This is a genomic window from Brasilonema angustatum, assembly GCF_059505445.1.
Window position 1 is genome coordinate 214,557 of sequence record NZ_JCACKO010000117.1, and the last position, 20,331, is coordinate 234,887.

Here is a 20,331-nt window from a genome sequence, read left to right on the forward strand (position 1 = left end):
TGCGATATGCTTATCGCAAAAAACGCGAAACGAACTTTAAATTACAAAATTGTAATCCAAAAGCAGGGCGAACTGTCATTTTGTGTCTGTTGAATCATAAATGTCAACTTTTGGAGGCAGATAAGTAGATGGACTGACTTCAACGCAAGATTTGTTCCACCCGATTCCCCCACCGTTGCTGCTCTCCCTTAGAAGAGGAGAAATATGCACGGTGTTGCCTGTGCAGTTTAATTGTGTCCATCTATTTTATAAGGCAGCATGAAAAACAACAATCGTCAAGTAAGTCGGATTATGAGTCGAAGAGAGGTACTTGCTTTATCCAGAGCAGCAGCAGGTGCAATGCTTGTTGTATTCATATCTAGAAAGTCCAGCCTTGCACAGGCAGAGTCGAGTACAGACACAGCAGCATCATCTACAGCAGATTCTACGTTGCCGAACTGTGTCGTGAGTCCGCAGCAGACCGAAGGACCCTATTTCGTGGACGACAAGCTCAACCGCTCGGACATCCGCTCCGATCCGGCAAACGGTTCGGTGAAAGAAGGTGTGCCACTCCAACTGACGCTACGTGTTTCTACAGTCGGGAGTACTGGCTGCACGCCGCTTGCAAATGCCACTGTGGATATTTGGCACTGTGACGCACTAGGCGTCTATTCCGACGTGTCAGATCCAAGTTTCAATACCGTCGGGCAAAAGTTTCTGCGCGGCTATCAAGTGACAGATACGGATGGAACCGTCCAGTTCACAACCAACTATCCCGGTTGGTACCAAGGCAGAACAGTCCATATGCACTTTAAGGTTCGCACGGATGCGACATCAGGGCAGAGTTATGAGTTTACGTCACAGTTGTACTTTGATGACTCGATCACAGATCAAGTACACGCACTCTCACCATACGCAATCAAAGGACAACGCACGCTAAGGAATGCTGGAGACGGGATCTTCAGTAATGGTGGAGACCAATTATTGCTCGCGCTCACCCAAACAACCGATGGTTATGCAGCAACATTCAACATTGGGCTTAACATGGATTCGGCTTCAGATGGCGTGAACAGTACTGCACCGAACGAGACAGCACCTCCACAAAGTCGTGAAAGGCTTCCCGCCTCCGTGTAATACCGTTTCACTTTAAGGTTAGTCTGACACTATAACGGCTTGGCACTGTCAAGCTTTTCTATTTTCTACCAATTAATGGTCTTTATGCCAAACACTCCAACTCCCTTGAAACGACGATTAAATGATGCGTTTGGGCGGTTATGGAAACTGCATTGGGTGATGGCGGCTTGTTTTCTTGTCATCTACTTGCTTGGTATGGTGATGGCTCGCTTGCCGCGTGAAGTTTTCTTTAGAGGTTCTCTGTACAACATCCACAAATCATTCGGTGTATTAGTTCTCGCTCTACTGCTCTTGAGGGTTTTTACCCTACTGCAAGTTATGGCGAAAAAGTATCTCAAGCGCAGTCCCAAACTGACACCCCAGTGGATAAAAACCTTTTCCCTGCATTTAGTGCTTTATCTGCTGATGCTGGTTGTTCCAATCAGCGGCATTTTTTTATCAAACTCAGGTGGGCATGAAATTCCGTTCTTTTTTGTGACATTGCCCAATTGGTTTGAGGAAAATCGTTCTGTTGGTGCTATCGCTCGCAATCTACACTTCTGGCTATCGTACACTTTGCTGACACTGGTTATCCTGCATATAATTGAGCAACGTCAGTTTCTCCGTAGAACCTGGAAACGAACTTTCAAGGATAACAGTGCAAAACAAATTACAAAATTGTAATTTACACAAAGGGCAAGCTGTCATGTTGTGCTGCTGTAATTAAAAGTATCAACTCCTTGTAGTTTCAATACAACGAAGCAAAAGCGATGCTCCCTCCGGGAGGCGCACAAAGCACGAACGTAATAACTTTGTTTACACTCAAGGTGGAAAGCAGCCTATGACACTTGATTCTCCCCAACCTACCACATTCAAGCCTTTAGGAAAAGGCTTGGTCAAAGACAAGCTAACCAAGTGGCTGACGGGGTTACTTATTCTCAGTTCACTGACGGGGGGTGGATACCTTGTTTACCATCAGACGGTGATTTCCTCCGCTCAGGAAGCCAGAAGTAAAATGCAGACAGTCCCAGTCCAGCGAGAAACCTTACCCATCACCATCTCAGCCAACGGCATCATTGAAGCCAAACAATCGACCAACGTCAGCCCCAAAAGCTCTGGACGGCTAAAGAGCTTACTGGTGGATGAAGGTGACTCTGTAAAAGCAGGGCAAATCCTGGCATACATGGATGACTCAAACCTGCAAGGGCAACTGATTCAAACACGGGGATCTCTGGCTGCTGCCCAGGCGAATTTGCAAAAGGTAATAGCAGGGAATCGCCCTCAAGATATTGCTCAAGCACAGGCACAATTAGAAGAAGCCCAAGCGAATCTGCAAAAAGGACAAGCAGGTAACCGCCCTCAAGATATTGCTCAAGCACAGGCACGTTTAAAAAGCGCTCAAGCAAGTTTAACAAAAGCTCAAGATGATTTCCAGCGCAATCAGCAACTATACAATGCTGGTGCCATTTCGCTTCAAACTGTAAACCAAAAACGTGCGGACAAGGACAGCGCCGAAGCTGCGGTAAATGAAGCGCAGCAAGCCCTGGCATTGCAAAAAGCAGGATCACGCACAGAAGATATCGAGCAATTAAAGGCGGTGGTAGAGCAAAGACAGCAAGCTTTAGCACTGCTGAAAGCGGGAAACCGCAAGGAAGATATTGACTCCGCACGCGCTCAGGTGGTTCAGCAGCAGGGCAGCCTGAAAACGATTCAAACACAAATTCAAGACATGGTCATTCGTGCCCCATTTAGTGGGATTGTGACTTCCAAGTATTCCGATCCGGGTGATTTCGTGACACCTACAACATCCGGGAGTTCGGTTTCGGGATCAACCTCTTCTTCGATTCTGTCGCTGGCATCAAATTATCAGGTTGTGGCAAATGTTGCTGAAACCGATATTAGCAAAATTAAGATCGGGCAGTCGGTCACTATTACAGCCGATGCGTATCCTGATAAAACCTTTCAGGGGAAAGTTGCCCAGGTTGCAGCCCAGGCAACTGTGACATCCAACGTCACCAGCCTGAAAGTGAGAGTAGATCTCACCGATCCTGAAACTCTGCTACTTCCAAGCATGAATGTTGATGTGAAATTCAATGCAGGGAACTTAAACAATGTGCTTGTTGTGCCAACTGTGGCGATCGCCCGCCAGGAAAATGGCACTGGAGTGCGGGTACTTAGGGAAAATGGTAAGACTCGATTTGTGCCAATTCAAACCGGATTGACCGTGGGTAACAAAACCGAAGTGCGCTCCGGTTTACAAGGAAATGAAAAAGTTCTGGTGAGTGCGCCAGCGGGTTCCAGGGATAGTAATAGAAGTGGTCGTTCTGGCAGGACGGGTGGTCGTTCTGGTGGTATGGGTCGTCCTCCCGGTGGTTTTTAGACTTGATTTTACAAGCGAGGTTTAGCAATGACAAAATCACGTGAGCGCAAACCACTGGTTAAACAGGCATCTGCTCTGGTTGGGAGTTCATCAGTGTCCCTACCTGAAATTCTGTCGATGGCTCTAGAGGCACTGTGGAGTAATAAACTCCGCACCCTGCTAACCATGTTAGGCGTCATCATTGGCATTACAGCAGTGATCGCCGTTACCGCGATCGGTCAAGGCACCCAAAAGTCAACCGAGCAACAATTACAATCACTGGGAACTGACATTTTACAAGTACAATCGGGTGCAGCCAGAAGTGGCGGAGTCCGGCAAGGCAGTGGTAGTGCAACAACATTAACTCTAGAAGATGCTCAGGCGATCGCGCAAGAAGTTTTAGGTGTTGACCGGGTGTCTGCTTTCCTGCAACAAAATTCCCAAGTCGTTTATGCCGGAAACAACGACTCGATGACCATTATTGGAACTGATATTAATTATCCAGATGTACGCAACACGCATCCTCAAACAGGTAGATTTTTCAGTCAGGAGGAAGTCGATTCAGCGAAAGCTGTGGCGATATTGGGTCCCACCGCACGAGATGAACTGCTGGGAACAGGAAGCAACGCAGAAGGCGCACAAATCCGCATCGCCGGAGAAACCTATGACGTAATTGGCGTTATGGAGACGAAGGGAGCGCAAGGTCCACAAAACCCGGATGAACAAATTTATATCCCGCTTACCAATATGTCTGCCCGGTTAGTGGGAAACAACGCTGTCAAGGGACTTGCCATCCGAGGAATTTATGTCAAAGTCAAAAGCCAGGATCTGCTAGATGCTGCCCAGTATCAAACTACGAATCTGTTGCGGGTACGACACGGTATTTTTCCCGAAAAAGGAGAAACGGATGATTTTCGGACTGTGAATTCAGCCGATATCATCGAAACGCTCACCAGTACATCCAAGCTTTTTACCGTAATGATAGTGGCAGTTGCCGCAATTTCTTTAATTGTTGGCGGCATTGGTATTGCCAATATCATGCTTGTGTCAGTGGTCGAACGGACACGAGAAATCGGGATTCGTAAAGCGATTGGAGCGACTGGTACTGCCATCTTGACGCAGTTTTTAGCTGAGGCAGTGGTGATTGCAATCATGGGAGGGGTAGTTGGTATATGCCTTGGAGTTGCGATCGCCTTCGCAGCCTCAAACCTGTTCAAATTTCCCTTCGTAATTTCGCCCTGGTCGATTGTATTCGGCTTTGGTTTGACATTTGTGATTGGACTGCTGGCTGGCGTCATCCCAGCTCGCAATGCTGCTAGACTTGACCCAATCACCGCACTGAGGAGTGATTAGGAGAATTCATGTCAAAGATGCTTCATGCAACAACTCACGCAAACAGTCTTAAATACACATGTTTGTTTTTATGTCAATATCTCAAGAAATAAAAGCAAGGTTTGAGGGCGAGAGTGTGGAACAATTAGAAAGTTTGATGGATAGTGCGTTAAGCGCAGCTCTGCCGTAGGCAATCACTGTGAGTTCTTTAGAAGAATTTCTGACAATTCTATCTACTTAAACCCGAACTTCTTTTTGAACGAGATAGGGGTGGGGTGTAAGTCATGAATCCAACTTGGTATGAAGATAGAACCTTTGAGTAAAAAAGTTGTCAAAAAATTTCTCAGCAAAAATCATCGGTAACAACCAGTACTAATTTGGGCCCGAAAGTACGATAACTTAAATATTGCCATAAGTGTACTTCAGGCTACATCAAGATGCGACTAGAGCAGTTGCAAGCCTTTCTGGCGATCGCAGAAACTGGTAGTTTTCAAGGTGCATCACGAACACGCGGTGTCACCCAATCGACTGTTAGTCGGCAAATTCAAGCATTAGAAGAAGATTTGGGGTTAGAACTTTTTCATAGAACCAGCCAAGCAAAGCTGACGTTGGCGGGTGAACGCTTGCTACCTCGTGCTCAAAAAATATGCCAAGAGTGGCAAAGTGCTACACAGGAAATTGCTGATTTATTGGCAGGAAAGCAGCCAGAACTTTGTGTCGCAGCAATTCACTCACTATGTGCTTATTACCTGCCACCAGTTTTGCAAAAATTTTGTCATGATTATCCACAAGTCCAATTGCGGGTGACATCGCTGGGTAGCGATCGCGCCTTAAAAGTCCTCAAAGATGGACTCGTGGATTTGGCAATCGTCATGAATAATCGCTTCTTATGCACTGGCAAAGAAATGCTAGTAGAAGTGCTGTATGATGAACCAATAGAAGTTTTAGTCGCAAAAAATCATCCGTTAGCCCAATATGAACGCATCCCTTGGTCGGAGCTCACTCGTTATCCGCAAGTCGTGTTTAAGGATGGTTATGGGATGCAACGCCTGATACAAGATAGATTTGAACGGTTAGAAGTCACACTGCATGCGGCTTTAGAAGTGAATACTCTAGATGCTTTCCGGGGAGTCGTGCGCCAAGGGGAACTTGTGGCTATGCTACCACAGTCGGCACTAGTTGAAGCACGTATTGACCCTAGCCTTGCAGTTCGTTCCCTAGCCTGCAACACTAACAGTAATAGTTCTTCACCTGAGAGTTCTAGTTTGACTCGGCAGGTCGTTATGGTCACAACTCAAGACCGACTTCAGATTCCTCCTATCAAGCATTTTTGGCAGTTGGTTAGGGACAATGTACCACCACAATTGGATTCTTTAGTAAAGTCGGCTTGTTAGCAGTTATAAGTCATCAGTCATCTGTCGTTTGTCATTTGACTTTTGACAAACGACAAAGGACAAAAATATGAGCATAGTATTCAGAGATTTACTTAAAAAGATAGCTAGTGGTGAGCATACTGGACAGAACTTAACTCGCACTGAAGCAGCCACCGCAATGAAGATGATGCTGCGCAAAGAAGCGACACCAGCACAAATTGGGGCATTTTTAATCGCTCATCGCATCAAACGTCCTACGGCTGAAGAAATTGCTGGAATGTTAGATGCTTATGATGAACTAGGACCAAAACTGCAACCAATCACCTGCGAACGACCTGTGATAGTTTTAGGCATACCTTATGATGGCAGAACTCGCACCGCACCGATTAGCCCAGTAACGGCTTTATTACTAGCAGCAAGCGGACAGCCAGTGATTATGCACGGTGGAGATTGTTTCCCTACAAAGTACGGAGTGCCATTAGTAAATATTTGGCAGGGTTTAGGAGTTGATTGGACTAGACTATCATTAGAAAAAACTCAGCAAGTGTTTGAGAAAAGTGGACTTGGCTTTGTTTATACTTCTAAGCATTTCCCCTTAACAAATAGTATCTGGGAGTACCGCGACCAGCTTGGCAAGCGTCCACCTTTGGCGACAATGGAACTCATTTGGTGTCCTTATGCAGGAAATGCTCATATCATTGCTGGGTTTGTTCATCCTCCCACAGAAATGTTGTTTCAAAACACCCTAGCATTGCGAGGGGTGACTCAATTGACAACAGTAAAAGGGTTGGAGGGAAGCTGCGAGTTACCACGCGATCGCACTGCTATCATTGGCATAACCAGAACTTCAGAACTGGATGAGACAGGCAATATATCAATAGAACGTTTACACCTGTCCCCTCGTGATTACGGCTTCACGACAAAGAATGAACCTCTCGGTACCACTGAAGAATTAATTGCCAATATACAGGGAGTATTGAATGGTAAACCCTCACCTCTGATGGAAACAGCTTTGTGGAATGGAGGATTTTACCTTTGGCGTTGTGGAATTTGTTCAGATATGCGTGAAGGTATTATCAAGGCAAAGGAATTATTCACCAGTGGTGTGATCACTCAGAAGTTAGAAGAACTTTCCTCAAGCCTTTGCTAATAATTTTATACTACCGCATACTGTCCTTGTAGTTGTCAGCCTTTAAATGGATAGCTTGACTGGTAGCTAATCTAGATTTTAATTTTGTCTGATAACGTCTGTGTAAAATTACTGTGATCATTAAATTTATAATTACTCAGAGTTAATTTGTAGCAATTATTATACCAAGTTGCCATAGTTAGTCTTGTTTGGAATCAAAGTCGCTACTGGACTAACTTCCGAGCAAATAATACCATCAAAGACAATTTGGTATAATACCAATCCGGGTTAATGACCCCTTTTCCATTAGTCCGCACAAGAAGGACTTTGTCTGTATAGCCGCACCTGTGCCAGGATAAAAAGGGGGTTACAAAAGCGGATTTAGTATTACTAGTATATTTAGTGATCTTTTTTAAAGAAAAAATAAAGATTATATGAAAAATGCTATAAAACAACGCTAAGTTTATTTAAAAAATGTAAAATTATCTATTAATATCGATTACCAGTTACTCGTAAAAAGCGTATTAAAACAAAACGAAAACCATGTTTTGAAGCATGTTATATCATCCTATGCAGAACAATTTATAAATTCATTTTTTGTCTAATAGCCGAAGTTCATGAAAACCGAATTATACTCATAATAAAGATTGGTTTCAACAAATGAGAGTTATGAGTTATGAACTCGATTTCCAGGTCTGTTAGAAAAAATCAAATAACTTTCTATTTTGATTCTTTTCTAAAACATCAGGAATATTTGGTACTTATATTGTTATTTTTTAGAACTAGCAACTTTGATTATTATGTTAGATGTAATTGTACCAAAATGAATGCTGATTTTTTACATGATGAGTTCTTGTCTTGTAAGAAATTGAATAAAGCCTAAAATTGCAAGAATTAACCTGAAGTCATTAAATATACATTGAAATTTAATTCAAATCACTAACCGATCAAAAACTGTACTGAAAGAAAGCCAGATGTCCAGAAAATAAAAAAACGTAAGGGAACATCCTAATACGTGTAAACGTAGTGTGAACCGGAAAGTTGGCGCACGATAGCAAGTAAGATGCTTGTACTGTATCGGGCAGAAACTTGAATATTTGGGATGCTCCTAAAGCATCGTGCGAAGAAAATCTCTGTTATCAAGTTATTTCTGAAGATTTATTTGACAATTGTAATAATCAAAAACAACAAAATTATATAAGCTCATTTATGATATTCGTGAAAAATAGCTTTTCTATGTCCTTTTACACTCGAAAAACCTTCATCAAATTCCAAAAAATTAAAGAAGACTCAAATGCAAAAAACAAAGGGATTGCCCAAACAGCAGACGCAATCATGTGTATCGCGAATCCTTTTGAACAACTAAAAAAGTCTCCTCGATTGCCGTTAAAAAAAAGACACGCAAAAAGAAAAGATGCTTTCTATATACAGATAAACAATTTGTATAATAACGTTTGTCATCTTCCAACAGGGAGAAGGACAGAAAATGGTTGCACTATAACTGGTACAAGGCATAAATTTTCCTCTCTGATATCTTTCGTAGATTTCAGAGAGGAAAATGCGACACACGGGTGGCTAGGTTAATGTCTATTGACTAAGTAATAGGAACGAAGGATGACGAAATATGGACGATATCAGCAACAAGACTACTGTTCTCTCAACAGTGAAAAAGAAGCTACCGGATGATATGACAGATAAGCAAATCGTGGAAGCAGCTGTGCTGGACTATCCGCTGATTGACGACTGTGTGGTACTGGTTCGGGAAGGAAAAACTTCCAAACCAGAGCTAGTTGCTTATCTGGTTGCGGCAGGATCATTTTCGTTGGAGAAGCTACAGTCCCACTTGCAAGGCGTGCTCCCTGCTGCTAAAATGCCCAATGCTTATGTTATGGTGTCTAGCCTGCCGCTCACCAAGCAAGGACTGGTAGACGAACAAGCTTTATTAAATTTGGAAGTGATCGACTCTGAGTTAATGGAGCAATGGGAAGAGCAAGTGCGATCGCTCCCCGAAATCGAGCAAGCCGCAGTAGTGGTTCAAGAGTATAACGAGAAAATCCCCCCCCTGCATCTATTGGATTTGCTACCTGAGTGGAAAGTTGGTAATGACAGCACACCTCACCCCACCAAAATTGTTCCTCAAGCAAGCACACAGAAGTCAGACTCTATTGCCATCAGTCATGGTGAACCGCTAAAGTTAGCAACGGATGCTCCAAAAAATCTTTCGCAAGTGCTACTGAGAGCTGCTAAAGAAGCATCAGAGCGAGGAATTGTCTACATCCACTCTGACGGTTCCGAAACAATTCAGTCTTATGAGGCATTGCTTGAAGACGCACAACGGTTGCTAGCAGGGTTAAGAAAGCTGGATCTTCAGCCTCAAGACAAAGTCATTTTACAATTAGACCGATATCAAGACTTCATTTTGGCATTCTGGGGCTGCATTTTGGGAGGGTTTGTCCCAGTACCGATAACGATCGCATCTAACTACAACGATCCATCCGACAGTAATGTTAAAAAGCTACAAAATGCTTGGCAGGTTTTGGACCAACCAATAGTGCTGACTAATGATAGCATTACCCCTCAGATTAGCACCCTGTCCAATCAGTTGAACCTTGAGAACTTGCAAGTTGAGACAGTCGAGAATTTGCGATTGCACGATCCAGATCAAAATTGGTACTCCAGCCAGCCAGATGATTTAGCATTATTATTGCTCACCTCTGGTAGTACTGGTATGCCCAAGGGGGTGACGCTGACGCATCGTAATATTATAAGCAGTGTCGTTGGCACATCCCAAATCAATCATCTTACAAGCCAAGATATCTCGTTGAACTGGCTACCCTTGGATCACCCTGGTCCGTTGATTCGGTGTCTCATCAGGTGTATATTTTTAGGATGCCAGCAAATCCATGCTCCGACTACGGTAGTTTTGCAAGATATCTTGAAATGGCTCGATTTGATCGAGCGCTATCGAGTGACGACGACTTGGGCACCAAATTTTGCTTTTGCCCTGCTGAGCGAACGTAGTGTTGAAATCGAGCAGCGGCGTTGGAACTTATCCTCAGTCAAGTCTTTTCTAAATACGGCTGAGCCTATTGTCCCTCAGACAGCACAAAAGGTGCGAGAACTGCTTTCACCTCACGGGCTAGCAGATAATGCGATGCATTCTTCTTGGGGTATGGCTGAAACTTCCTCAGGTGTGACTTCTTCTGAAGAATATTTGCTAAACACCTCAATACCAGAATATGCTTCCTTTGCAGAATTAGGCTCCCCCATTCCTGGGATTTCCCTTCGCATCGTGAATGACAAAAATGAAGTTGTCAACGAGCAAACAATTGGCTATGTGCAAGTCAAAGGCTCTACTGTCACCTCAGGTTATTATCAAAATCCCGCACTCAACCAAGAAGTATTCACTGAGGATGGTTGGTTTAATACTGGGGATTTGGGATTTCTGCATAACGGGCGTCTAACCATTACAGGGCGGACAAAAAATATTATTATTATCAACGGTGTTAATTACTATTCTCATGAAATTGAACAGGTGGTGGAAGCGGTTGCAGGAGTGGAAGTGTCTTACACAGCAGCCTGTGCAACTCGGCAAGTTGGTAGTAATACTGATGAAGTCATTGTCTTTTTCCACACTTCTATTTCTGACGATAACCGCTTAGAAGAACTGTTAAAAGAAATTCGTCAGAAGGTTGTTAGCAAGATAGGAATAAAACCTGCTTATTTGATCCCAGTTGAAAAAGAGGTAATACCTAAGACCTCAATTGGCAAAATTCAGCACGCGCAACTCAAAAAGAGCTTTGAAGCTGGTGAGTTTGATTCTATACTCAAGCAAGTTGATATTTTGCTTGAAAATGACAAGACTCTGCCAGACTGGTTTTACCGCCCAATATGGCGACGGAAAGAAACGGTTGTTTTAGACACTAAACCCCAGACGGGTCTTGTTTTGGTATTTTTGGACTCATTGGGTTTGGGAGAGTTTTTGTGCGCCGAGCTAGGTAAACTCAACCAGCCTTATGTTCGCATTGAGGCTGGGACAGACTTTGCCAAACTAGCTGATAATCGCTATCGCATTGCTCCGGAAAATCCTGACCACTATCGACAACTGCTGGAATTTGTCTCAAAAGCAACAAACAAGCTTCCAATTGAACAAATCTTACATTTGTGGACTTATGACCAGTATGCTGGAGAAATCTCTAGCTTGGAAGCGCTAGAGCAGGCACAACAGCGAGGAGTTTATAGTCTGCTTTTCTTAGTTCAGGCATTGGAGCAAGTTCAAGGTTCGGATACGCCAGTGCGGCTACAGGTAATTGCAAGCTTCAGCCAAGTCACCTCAAAAGAAGAAAAAATTGCTTGCGAGCGATCGCCCATACCAGGACTTATTAAAACAATCTCCGCAGAATTGCCCTGGTTGGATACTCGTCATCTCGATCTGCCCGTGCAAAACAGCGAAGTCAATGCAGCATACATTCTTCAAGAACTCCAACTCATTCAAAAAGAGCAAGAAGTCGCTTACCGCAATGGAGAGCGTCTAGTACCTTACCTAGAAAAGGTGGACTTGCGCCAGGAAGAAAAGCAAGAACTTCCCTTCCAACCAAGGGGAATGTATCTGATATCTGGTGGATTAGGAGGCGTTGGTGTAGAGATTGCTAAGTATCTTCTAAAGCAGTATAGTGCTCGTTTGTTGTTAGTGGGTAGAACTCCCCTGCCGGAAAGAAGTACATGGGAAACTCATCTGCAACAAGAAAATGCTGTTTCTGAGCGGATTCGAGCTTATCTATCCTTAGAGCAACTGCAAGGAGAAGTCATTTATGAAGCTGTTGATGTTTGTGATTTGACTCAGTTGCAACAGGTGGTTGAGCAGCATTGTGCCAGCTGGCAATGCGAGCTAAATGGAGTTATCCATTTAGCAGGGATTCCTACAAGACGCCTGCTACTTGAGGAAACGCCGGATAGCTTTGCCGCGACACTTCGTCCCAAGGTTTTTGGTACATGGACGCTGCATCAACTGATCAAGAACCAGCCAGAGAGTGTTTTCATCAGCTTTTCTTCGGTGAACAGTTTCTTTGGAGGGTTTAGTGCGGGTGCTTACGCGGCTGCTAACCGTTTTGTGGATGCCTTTTCTCACTACCAGCGACATCAAAGTTCATTGCACAGCTATTGCTTTGCCTGGAGTATGTGGGATGAGGTGGGCATGAGCCGCAACTACCAAATGAAAGATTTGACGCTCGCCCGAGGATACCATGCCATGACAAGTGAGCAAGGCTTGCAATCATTGCTCACTTTATTGCATCATAATCAGACACAACTTTTGGTGGGACTGGATGCAAGTAAACGTCCGATTCGACGATACATTAAGACGGAATCTTATCGTATCCAGAAATTATCCGCACATTTTACTGCCTCAATAAGTCCAGTGCCTGTAGCCAAGTTGCAAGAGTTAGAGGTGAGCGATCGCTTCGGGACTCCATCCACCTGTGATTTTGTGCAGCTTGAAGAAATGCCGCTTTTGGCAACGAGTGAAATTGATCGAGAGCAACTAGTCACCACAGAACGTCGGAAGCGTCGCGCAGCTGAGCGAGTCGCACCAAGGAACGAGTTGGAACGCCAAATTGCTAGCATCTGGCAAGAAGTGTTGAGTGTTCCACAAGTGGGTATTCATGACAACTTTTTTGAGTTGGGAGGACATTCACTGCTGGCAGTACGCTTATTCGCACAGATAGAGAATAGATTCGGCAAAAAACTTCCCTTATCCACCCTTTTCCAATCAGGTACAGTGGAAGCTCTTGCCAAGATGCTCTATTCTGAAGAAGAAAAAGCAATTGGTGAGCAGGTTTTGATAGCGGCGCTTGGTGAGGACAAATCCGTTGCAGTTTGGTCATCTTTGGTACCAATTCAACCCAAGGGTTCCAAGCCACCTTTCTTCTGCATCCACCCCCTTGGCGGAGAAATCCTGTGTTACCGTCCTTTAGCATTACGTCTAGGTTCGGATCAACCAGTTTATGGAATACAACCACAAGGGTTAGATGGAAAACACCCTCCTTTAACCCGGATTGAAGACATGGCAGCACACTATATTAAAGAAATCCAAACGATTCAACCCAATGGTCCTTACTATTTAGGAGGTTACTCCTTGGGTGGTATAATTGCTTACGAAATAGCACAACAACTCCACTCTCAAGGTGAGAAAGTCGCTGTTCTGGCTATGCTTGATACTTCTCGTCCGGGTAGTGAGAAGCGGTTACCCTTTGCGCTAAGAATTTTCGAGCACATAAATAATTTTATAGAAAAAGGACCTACCTACCTACAGCAAAAGCTTGTGGGCTGGACTGAGTGGGGCACGTACCATATCCGAGACAAATACCGGCGTTTGCTGGAAAAGTCCGAAGTTTTACCTGAAGGCGACGAACACTTAGATGTTATAGCTGCTAACGTCCAAGCAATCGAGCAGTACACCTTGAAAGCGTATCCTGGTCGAATGATTGTTTTTCGGACTGACGATAAGAATCGGGACGATGCTGTCGGTGTAAAGTATGATCCGCAATTTGGTTGGAGCGAGGTAACCGCTGGAGTAGATGTCTATCATCTTCCCGGTTCTCACCTTTCCCTCCTTGAAGAACCCGAGGTAGCAATGCTGGCAGAGCAATTGAAGCTTTGCCTAGAAAAGGCGTATACTGCACAGTTGACATCCTCCCACCGCTAACGCGAACGGGTATAGCGGGGGAGAATTGGTGTCAAGAACTAGGGGGTGTAATATCGTGTCCGATTAAAGACTTATCATTAAGGCTGCAAGGGAGTAGGGTGCAGAGTGCAGGGGGGAAAGGGTTTTACAGCTATTTTCTGTTAATTGAACCACAAATCTTCGTAAGGCACGTCTAGTCTTTGCCCCTACCCCTTAGTTTATTTACTTGAAAAGCGCTGTAAAGATGGTCGTTAGTAACAAAACCTCTTTTTCCCCTATTTCCCCTATTGGGTATTCTGGCTTGAATCCCACACCACTTCTGTTGCAAACTACCTCGGTCTTCCTAACGTAGTCATGTATAACACAACTTCGTCCGCAGGAATACCAAGTACTTCATTCACTTTGTCATCAAAGAAACCACCAACACCACTAACACCCAAACCAAGGCGAATAGCAGCTAGATTTAGCCTTTGTCCTAAATGACCAGCATCCATGTGCAGATAACGGTAAACGCGATCGCCATACTGAGCGACTGCTGATTTTAAATCAGCTGTATGAAAAACGACTGCTGCTGCATCTCGTCCTAACTCTTGTCCCAAACAAAGAAAGTGTAACTCTTTTCTGAAGTATTTAAAACGAATTTGTCGTAATTGTTGTGCTTTGGGCGCATAATAGTAACACCCTGCCTCAACACCTTCTACCCCAGAAACAGCAATAAATGTTTCTATTAAATTTAAGTCAAAGTAATCAGTCGAATGATCAAAACCTTGGTCAACATAATGTTGAGGTTGGTAAGAAAAATCGAGTAAAGCTTTTAGTTCATCAAATGTTAAATCATCACCACTGTAAGCACGGGTAGAACGCCGTTTGAGAATCGTCACTTCTAGTCCATCGAGTTTTTCTCCCCAGTGGATAGGTTGGCTAACAGTAGAGATTTTTTCACAGAAAGGGAAGTTATATTTATCCTCTAAAGATTTTTCTTGTTTGACTTCAGGTGCAGTGAGTTTACTGGTTGTTCCTGGTGGAATTTGCGTGCAGTCATGAAAATATTTCAGGAGTTTACCATCGGGAATATCAGGATAGTTCGTTTCTGTCGCAGAGGGTAAAGCTGTTGGTCCTGTGAGTATATTTTGCTTAATATCCAGCAAGTCTGCTAAGGGGATCACGGCGATCGCACCTTCCTGTTGAGAATCGATGTAGAGCAATTCATTCACCGCCTCATCTACAAAGCCACCAATCAGGTGAGGGCGATACTGAGTCATAGCGCCAGCTAACTCCATATTACCTAACAGGTGTCCTGTATCCAAAAAAATTCTTCGGTAAGCTCTATCTTCATATCGCCAAGCTGAACGATAGAAAACTGCAGTAATAATAATTGCTAACTGCGTCTTTTGCAAAGCTGGATGCCAAAAACAAGCTTCTTGCAGCTTTTGCCAAGCATCACTTTCCCAACAAGCGATCAGAGAGTGAGTTCGACACTGGTAATTGTACACTCCCGGCGGCAACAACGCAGTGCCACGAGAAACAACATACATCTCCGCAGGATACAAGCCACCCGCACTGGGTGCAGCCCTCAAATATACCGTATTTCCCATAGAAGGCATTTTTGCTGTGAGTCCGTAGCTGCAAAACAGTAGCCCCGACAACCTCTGCCACCATTGAGCATCAGGCTTGTCAACAAAAGCTTCTGCTTTCTCTTGGATATAGGGCTTGAGGTCAAAAGTAGAGCCAATTTTGTACTCTTTGAACGGCACTGGTTGCTTAGACCAGTTTAACCCCTTGTTCTTTGAGGCGATAGTCTGCGGATCGTACTTAGTTCGTTCGTGGTAGTGCTGAGCGATTGACTGACGTAGTTCTGGCATAAGAGTTTAAATATGCTTCTGCTACATATCTTTGCATTCTATCGGATCATCATTTAGTCTTAATTAGTACAAATAATGAACAAACAGAAGGTTATTAGAGCATAAACGAGTAAGTAGACAAGCAGTAGAGGTTGTTTAATTTTTGATCAAAAATGTAAGATTCCAAATTTTTATTTTCAAAATTTTTAATTTTTTCTTTACAAATCTTCTAGAAATAACTAAATCTAACTGCCGTTAATGCCAGAGTACTTAGCTTATCGCTGGCAATGAGCAATGGTATCATCAGTAACAAAAAGGTAGAAGCAGTGAATAAGCTGCCACAAGACTCAGGACTGTCGGCACTGTCCAAACAAGAGTTTAGGGTGCAAAGTTTAAATGGGTAAGAAGGCAGTAACAGGCAATACGGTTCGGTTAACGTTTTAATATTTTGAAGATCCCCTGAAGATCCCCCCAACCCCCCCTTAAAAAGGGGGGCTTCTAACCCTCTTTTACCCCCTTTTTAAGGGGGTCGCCGCAGGCGGGGGGATCTTAACCGAACCGTATTGCAGTAACGGGAGTTCAGCCAATGCCACAAAAAGTATTAATTTTAACAGCAATTCCCCACGGTTTACGCTTAGATAAAGAAATCCGGGAAATTGAAGAAGCTATTAAACGGGCAGTAAAACGGGATTTGTTTGAAATAAAAATTAGAACTGCTGTACGTCCTCAAGATATTCGTCGTGCCATAGCAGAAGAACATCCTCAAATTGTCCATTTTTGTGGACATGGGATGGAGGATGGTAGTTTGGTGTTAGAAGACGATGGCGGGAACCATAAACCCGTATCACCAACGGGATTAGCAGCATTGTTTAAGCTACACGCCAATTATGTTAAGTGTGTATTACTGAATGCTTGTTATTCCGAAAAATCCGCCCAAGCAATTAGCCAACACATTAATTATACTATTGGCATGAATCAGCCGATTGGTGACAAAGCTGCTATTGTATTTGCTATTGGCTTTTATGATGGACTAGGGTACGAAAATCCAGATAGTCAAGATGTTATTGAAAGAGCTTTTGAGGAAGGCTTGGTTGCTATTCAAATGGAAGATGTTTCTCAAGGACAAATTCCAGTTTTAGTTAAAAATAACATATTAGATAAATCCCCATCACCAGTTAATTCGCAAATCAATCCTCTAGTTGAAATCAACCAAGATCTCAACGACTCCGACATAGAAACTTTACGAGAACTTTTACAATTAAGCGGACGCGCAGCATCAGAAAGACGCAGAGCATTATGTATAGAAATTGGCATCAACCCAGGAGAACTAAGTTCTATATGGGTACTTCCTGAAAATGACTTTGCAGTAGAACTGATTGATTTATTACAAAAAAGAAAATTACAAACAACAATTTATAAACTTTGTAAAAAACTGGAGTCAGACTTCAAAGGAGGAGGATACAGTTCTAAATTAGGAGCAATTATAGCTAAACTCAATTGTCATACCGATTCTCTATGAAAATGAACTTTATAACGAATTTCACTTGCATACAATACACGCAACTCGGTACGGGCTTTCGTCTTGCCCATACATGTCAACAATCACGTTCAAACACCCAATTGAGCGTCGTTGTAGATCCCCCAACCCCCTTAAAAAGGGGGCTAAGATTTTATTTCCCCCCTTTTTAAGGGGGGATTAAGGGGGGATCGAAAATCTAGATGGTACATCAAAAATGATCAAATGCTTGCCAATAATGGCTTTTGGCTTAAGTTGACATCAATGGGTATAGAACAGCCCCTACAAACAATCTGTATTACACTCAAGTCAGAACTGCTATAAAAGCATGAAATAAGGGAACGTAAGATGTCATTGCGATCGCAACGCAGTGGAGGGAAGCAATCTCCTCTAAACTAAAAGCATGAAACAAAACTTTTAAAACACCCTCTTCAAAAAATCATATGTCTTTAGAAGACCTGAATGATTCAGATATAGAAACTCTGCGAAAATTTTTACAATTAAGCGGACGCACTGCACCCGACAGACGAAGAGCATTATGCATAGAAATTGGAATCAACCCAGGAGAACTGAGTGCTATCTGGTTGCTTCCCCCAAACGACTTTGCAGTAGAACTGATTTACTTGTTACAAACAAGAAGATTAGAAAACTCTGTTTCTAAACTTTGTGAAGAACTCAAGTCTGCTTTTAGAGGAGGAGAATACGCACCTCAATTAGATGCGATCGCCTATAAACTCAACCCTCATTACAACTCAGAACTAAACTCAGAACCAGATTACTCTACTTCAACAACCCAGCCTCCAACACAATATTCAAATCAATTCACTCAACCGCCGTCCGAAACTGAGGTAACTAAAGCTACATTACCAGGGCGAACAAAGGGAATTCACCTTTCCTTACTCAGACGTTTTAACCTAAAAACAGTGTTCACTGCGAGTCTTACAATCACCGTTGCATTGGTAGGACTGCGCTTTTTTGGTGTATTAGAGTCGTTGGAATTGAAAACCTTTGATCACCTCATCCAACTCCGACCTGATGAAGGTATCGATAAACGTCTGCTGATAGTCAAAATTACAGATGATGATATTTTAGCACAAGATAAAAGAGGAGAGAAGGGACAAGGCTCATTACGAGATCCATCTCTTAATCGTTTGTTGCAAATACTAGAGCAGCATAAACCGAGACTTATTGGAATAGATTTATATCGTCCCTTTTCTGCTGATTCTAATATACCAGACTTCTTAAAGCGACTAGGACAAAACAACATTATTGCCGTCTGCAAAGTACCCATAATCGACGAGCAAGGAAATCCACAAAAAGAGGTGGCTCCACCAAAAGAAGTGTCTACAGAGAATATTAGTTTTAGTGATTTTGTCTCAGACACAGATGATACCGTGCGTCGTCATCTTATGTTTCAAGATTGGGTACCAGGAGCTAAGTGTCGCACAGAAGAATCTTTTAGCTTCATGCTAGCGCGTCGTTATTTAGAACAGGAGTTGAAAGAAAACAGTAACTATCAAGATACCCTCACATCTGGAAATAACCTGCAACTGGGTGGCGTTGTCTTCCCTCAACTGCAACCATTTACTGGAGGTTATCAAGACGTAGATGCTGCTGGCTTCCAAGTGTTGTTAAATTATCGCGCCACGAGTTCTGGCGAAGTCGCCAAAGAGTTAACACTCGAAGAGATTTTAAATAATAACTTTCAAGATGAAGATCTGCGCGACAAGATTATCTTAATTGGTAGTTACGCCGAGCAACAAGGACCTCCTGACCGTTGGTCTACACCTTATGGTACACTCAGCGGTGTCATAGTACACGCGCACATGATTAGTCAAGTTCTCAGTACTGCACTTGATAAACGACCACTTTTGTCTGTTTGGTCACAAGGTGGAGAAATTCTCTGGATTTGGAGTTGGTCTTTGATAGGTGCTGTCTTTGCTTGCTACTGGCGCTCATTCAAGCCCTTAGCAATAGCCGTAGGCAGCGGGATTATAGTATTATCCGTTACCTGTTGGTTTAGTCTCACATTTGCCAGTGTTTGGATACCACTCATCCCACCTGCACTAGGTTTGGTTGGTACGAGTTCTGTAGTGATATATATTGTTTCTTTTTTTCCGCGATCGCCCAAACAGAATACGTATAAGTAATAAATACAAACAATAAATATAAACAATAACCAATGCACCAATATGTATCAACTGCTCAAAAAGTAACTTTTGCTTGTATTTTGAGCTTGATATTGGCTCATTCGCTACAAAGCTTACCATCTGCCCAAGCACAACAATCACAACGCAGCCCGAATTTAACTGAAAAAATAAAACGTTTTTTCTTTGGCACTCGCCCAGGAGGAGTCGTTAAGGGTATTCAGCGAGGAGGAGCCGTACGAGGGCGCTGTTCTAATTTAGATCAACAAATTATAGCTTTAGTACCCTCAACTGAGAATAAAATTCCTTTTGTTGAACAAACAATCAGTGAACATCCTACCTTTTGGTTTTATATTCCCGACTTGTCTGTTTCTCGCCTGAATGCAGAGTTCGTTCTTATCGACAGCCAAGACAAAGAAGTTTATTCTGCAACCTTTGCGCTCAAACAGCAACCAGGAATTATTAACCTTCAACTGCCAAAAATAGTACCCGCCCTAAAAGAAGGTAAGGAGTACCGTTGGGTTTTTTCTGCTATCTGCAATCCTCAAAATCGTGCTGCTGATGCGATCGTCAACGGGAGGTTAGAGCGCATTCCTGTGAGTTCAGCCTTAAACACTCAGTTAAAAGCAGCGCCACCAAAAGAGCGTGTCTCCCTCTATACTGATGCCAAATTGTGGTATGAAACACTAACTGCACTGGCTGAACTTCAGCGTAGCAATCCACAGGATACAGAAGTAAAGACTGATTGGGCTAACGTGTTGCAATTAATGGGTTTACCTAAAAATGCCCCACAGACTTGGACAACTTATCCCCTTCCTAACCGCACTGAAAACAACAGCAGAAATTAGTTGAAAGACAGG

Annotated in this window: 12 protein-coding genes; 11 read left to right on the top strand and 1 reads right to left on the bottom strand. The window is 43.3% G+C overall.

Annotated features, from left to right (window positions below; translation table 11 throughout):
• Positions 1-258: 258 nt before the first annotated feature.
• From AC5JM2_RS19580 to AC5JM2_RS19615, 8 genes are all read left to right on the top strand, one after another.
• Entirely contained in the window at positions 259-1,113 is an 855-nt protein-coding gene (locus AC5JM2_RS19580; RefSeq protein WP_495836506.1) for an intradiol ring-cleavage dioxygenase, read from the top strand.
• Between the two features lie 84 nt (positions 1,114-1,197).
• Positions 1,198-1,776: a cytochrome b gene (locus tag AC5JM2_RS19585; RefSeq protein ID WP_495836507.1), complete on the top strand. Its 579-nt coding sequence runs from the start codon at positions 1,198-1,200 to the stop codon at positions 1,774-1,776.
• Positions 1,777-1,933: 157 nt separating this feature from the next.
• Complete coding sequence (locus tag AC5JM2_RS19590; protein WP_495836508.1) at positions 1,934-3,472, top strand: efflux RND transporter periplasmic adaptor subunit; 1,539 nt, start codon at positions 1,934-1,936, stop codon at positions 3,470-3,472.
• A gap of 27 nt (positions 3,473-3,499) precedes the next feature.
• Complete coding sequence (locus AC5JM2_RS19595; RefSeq protein WP_495836509.1) at positions 3,500-4,804, top strand: ABC transporter permease; 1,305 nt, start codon at positions 3,500-3,502, stop codon at positions 4,802-4,804.
• A gap of 416 nt (positions 4,805-5,220) precedes the next feature.
• On the top strand, positions 5,221-6,177 hold the full coding sequence (locus tag AC5JM2_RS19600) for a LysR family transcriptional regulator (protein WP_495836510.1): 957 nt from the start codon (positions 5,221-5,223) through the stop codon (positions 6,175-6,177).
• A gap of 67 nt (positions 6,178-6,244) precedes the next feature.
• Positions 6,245-7,306, top strand: a complete 1,062-nt coding sequence (locus tag AC5JM2_RS19605; RefSeq protein WP_495836511.1) for an anthranilate phosphoribosyltransferase family protein — start codon at positions 6,245-6,247, stop codon at positions 7,304-7,306.
• A 1,068-nt stretch (positions 7,307-8,374) separates the two neighbouring features.
• On the top strand, positions 8,375-8,869 hold the full coding sequence (locus AC5JM2_RS19610) for a hypothetical protein (RefSeq protein WP_495836512.1): 495 nt from the start codon (positions 8,375-8,377) through the stop codon (positions 8,867-8,869).
• Between the two features lie 40 nt (positions 8,870-8,909).
• Positions 8,910-13,988, top strand: coding sequence for an SDR family NAD(P)-dependent oxidoreductase (locus tag AC5JM2_RS19615; RefSeq protein WP_495836513.1), 5,079 nt, complete (start codon positions 8,910-8,912; stop codon positions 13,986-13,988).
• A gap of 308 nt (positions 13,989-14,296) precedes the next feature.
• Here the strand turns inward: AC5JM2_RS19615 and AC5JM2_RS19620 are convergent, their stop codons facing one another.
• Positions 14,297-15,829, bottom strand: a complete 1,533-nt coding sequence (locus AC5JM2_RS19620) for a SagB/ThcOx family dehydrogenase (RefSeq protein WP_495836514.1) — start codon at positions 15,827-15,829, stop codon at positions 14,297-14,299.
• A gap of 565 nt (positions 15,830-16,394) precedes the next feature.
• Here AC5JM2_RS19620 and AC5JM2_RS19625 point away from each other — a divergent pair.
• The 3 genes from AC5JM2_RS19625 to AC5JM2_RS19635 all read left to right on the top strand — a co-directional run bounded on the left by AC5JM2_RS19625 (position 16,395) and on the right by AC5JM2_RS19635 (position 20,319).
• Positions 16,395-17,327: a CHAT domain-containing protein gene (locus AC5JM2_RS19625; protein ID WP_495836515.1), complete on the top strand. Its 933-nt coding sequence runs from the start codon at positions 16,395-16,397 to the stop codon at positions 17,325-17,327.
• A 440-nt stretch (positions 17,328-17,767) separates the two neighbouring features.
• On the top strand, positions 17,768-19,474 hold the full coding sequence (locus AC5JM2_RS19630; RefSeq protein WP_495836516.1) for a CHASE2 domain-containing protein: 1,707 nt from the start codon (positions 17,768-17,770) through the stop codon (positions 19,472-19,474).
• A gap of 32 nt (positions 19,475-19,506) precedes the next feature.
• A complete protein-coding gene (locus AC5JM2_RS19635) occupies positions 19,507-20,319 on the top strand; it encodes a DUF928 domain-containing protein (protein ID WP_495836517.1) in 813 nt (270 codons plus the stop codon).
• The last annotated feature ends 12 nt before the right edge of the window (positions 20,320-20,331 follow it).

Excerpts from the sequence above, each read along its gene's own strand:
- AC5JM2_RS19620 (WP_495836514.1), bottom strand. The coding sequence starts at position 15,829 with ATGCCAGAACTACGTCAGTCAATCGCTCAGCACTACCACGAACGAACT.
- AC5JM2_RS19630 (WP_495836516.1), top strand. The coding sequence starts at position 17,768 with ATGTCTTTAGAAGACCTGAATGATTCAGATATAGAAACTCTGCGAAAA.
- AC5JM2_RS19635 (WP_495836517.1), top strand. The coding sequence starts at position 19,507 with ATGCACCAATATGTATCAACTGCTCAAAAAGTAACTTTTGCTTGTATT.
- AC5JM2_RS19600 (WP_495836510.1), top strand. The coding sequence starts at position 5,221 with ATGCGACTAGAGCAGTTGCAAGCCTTTCTGGCGATCGCAGAAACTGGT.
- AC5JM2_RS19580 (WP_495836506.1), top strand. The coding sequence starts at position 259 with ATGAAAAACAACAATCGTCAAGTAAGTCGGATTATGAGTCGAAGAGAG.
- AC5JM2_RS19585 (WP_495836507.1), top strand. The coding sequence starts at position 1,198 with ATGCCAAACACTCCAACTCCCTTGAAACGACGATTAAATGATGCGTTT.
- AC5JM2_RS19625 (WP_495836515.1), top strand. The coding sequence starts at position 16,395 with ATGCCACAAAAAGTATTAATTTTAACAGCAATTCCCCACGGTTTACGC.
- AC5JM2_RS19595 (WP_495836509.1), top strand. The coding sequence starts at position 3,500 with ATGACAAAATCACGTGAGCGCAAACCACTGGTTAAACAGGCATCTGCT.
- AC5JM2_RS19605 (WP_495836511.1), top strand. The coding sequence starts at position 6,245 with ATGAGCATAGTATTCAGAGATTTACTTAAAAAGATAGCTAGTGGTGAG.
- AC5JM2_RS19615 (WP_495836513.1), top strand. The coding sequence starts at position 8,910 with ATGGACGATATCAGCAACAAGACTACTGTTCTCTCAACAGTGAAAAAG.
- AC5JM2_RS19590 (WP_495836508.1), top strand. The coding sequence starts at position 1,934 with ATGACACTTGATTCTCCCCAACCTACCACATTCAAGCCTTTAGGAAAA.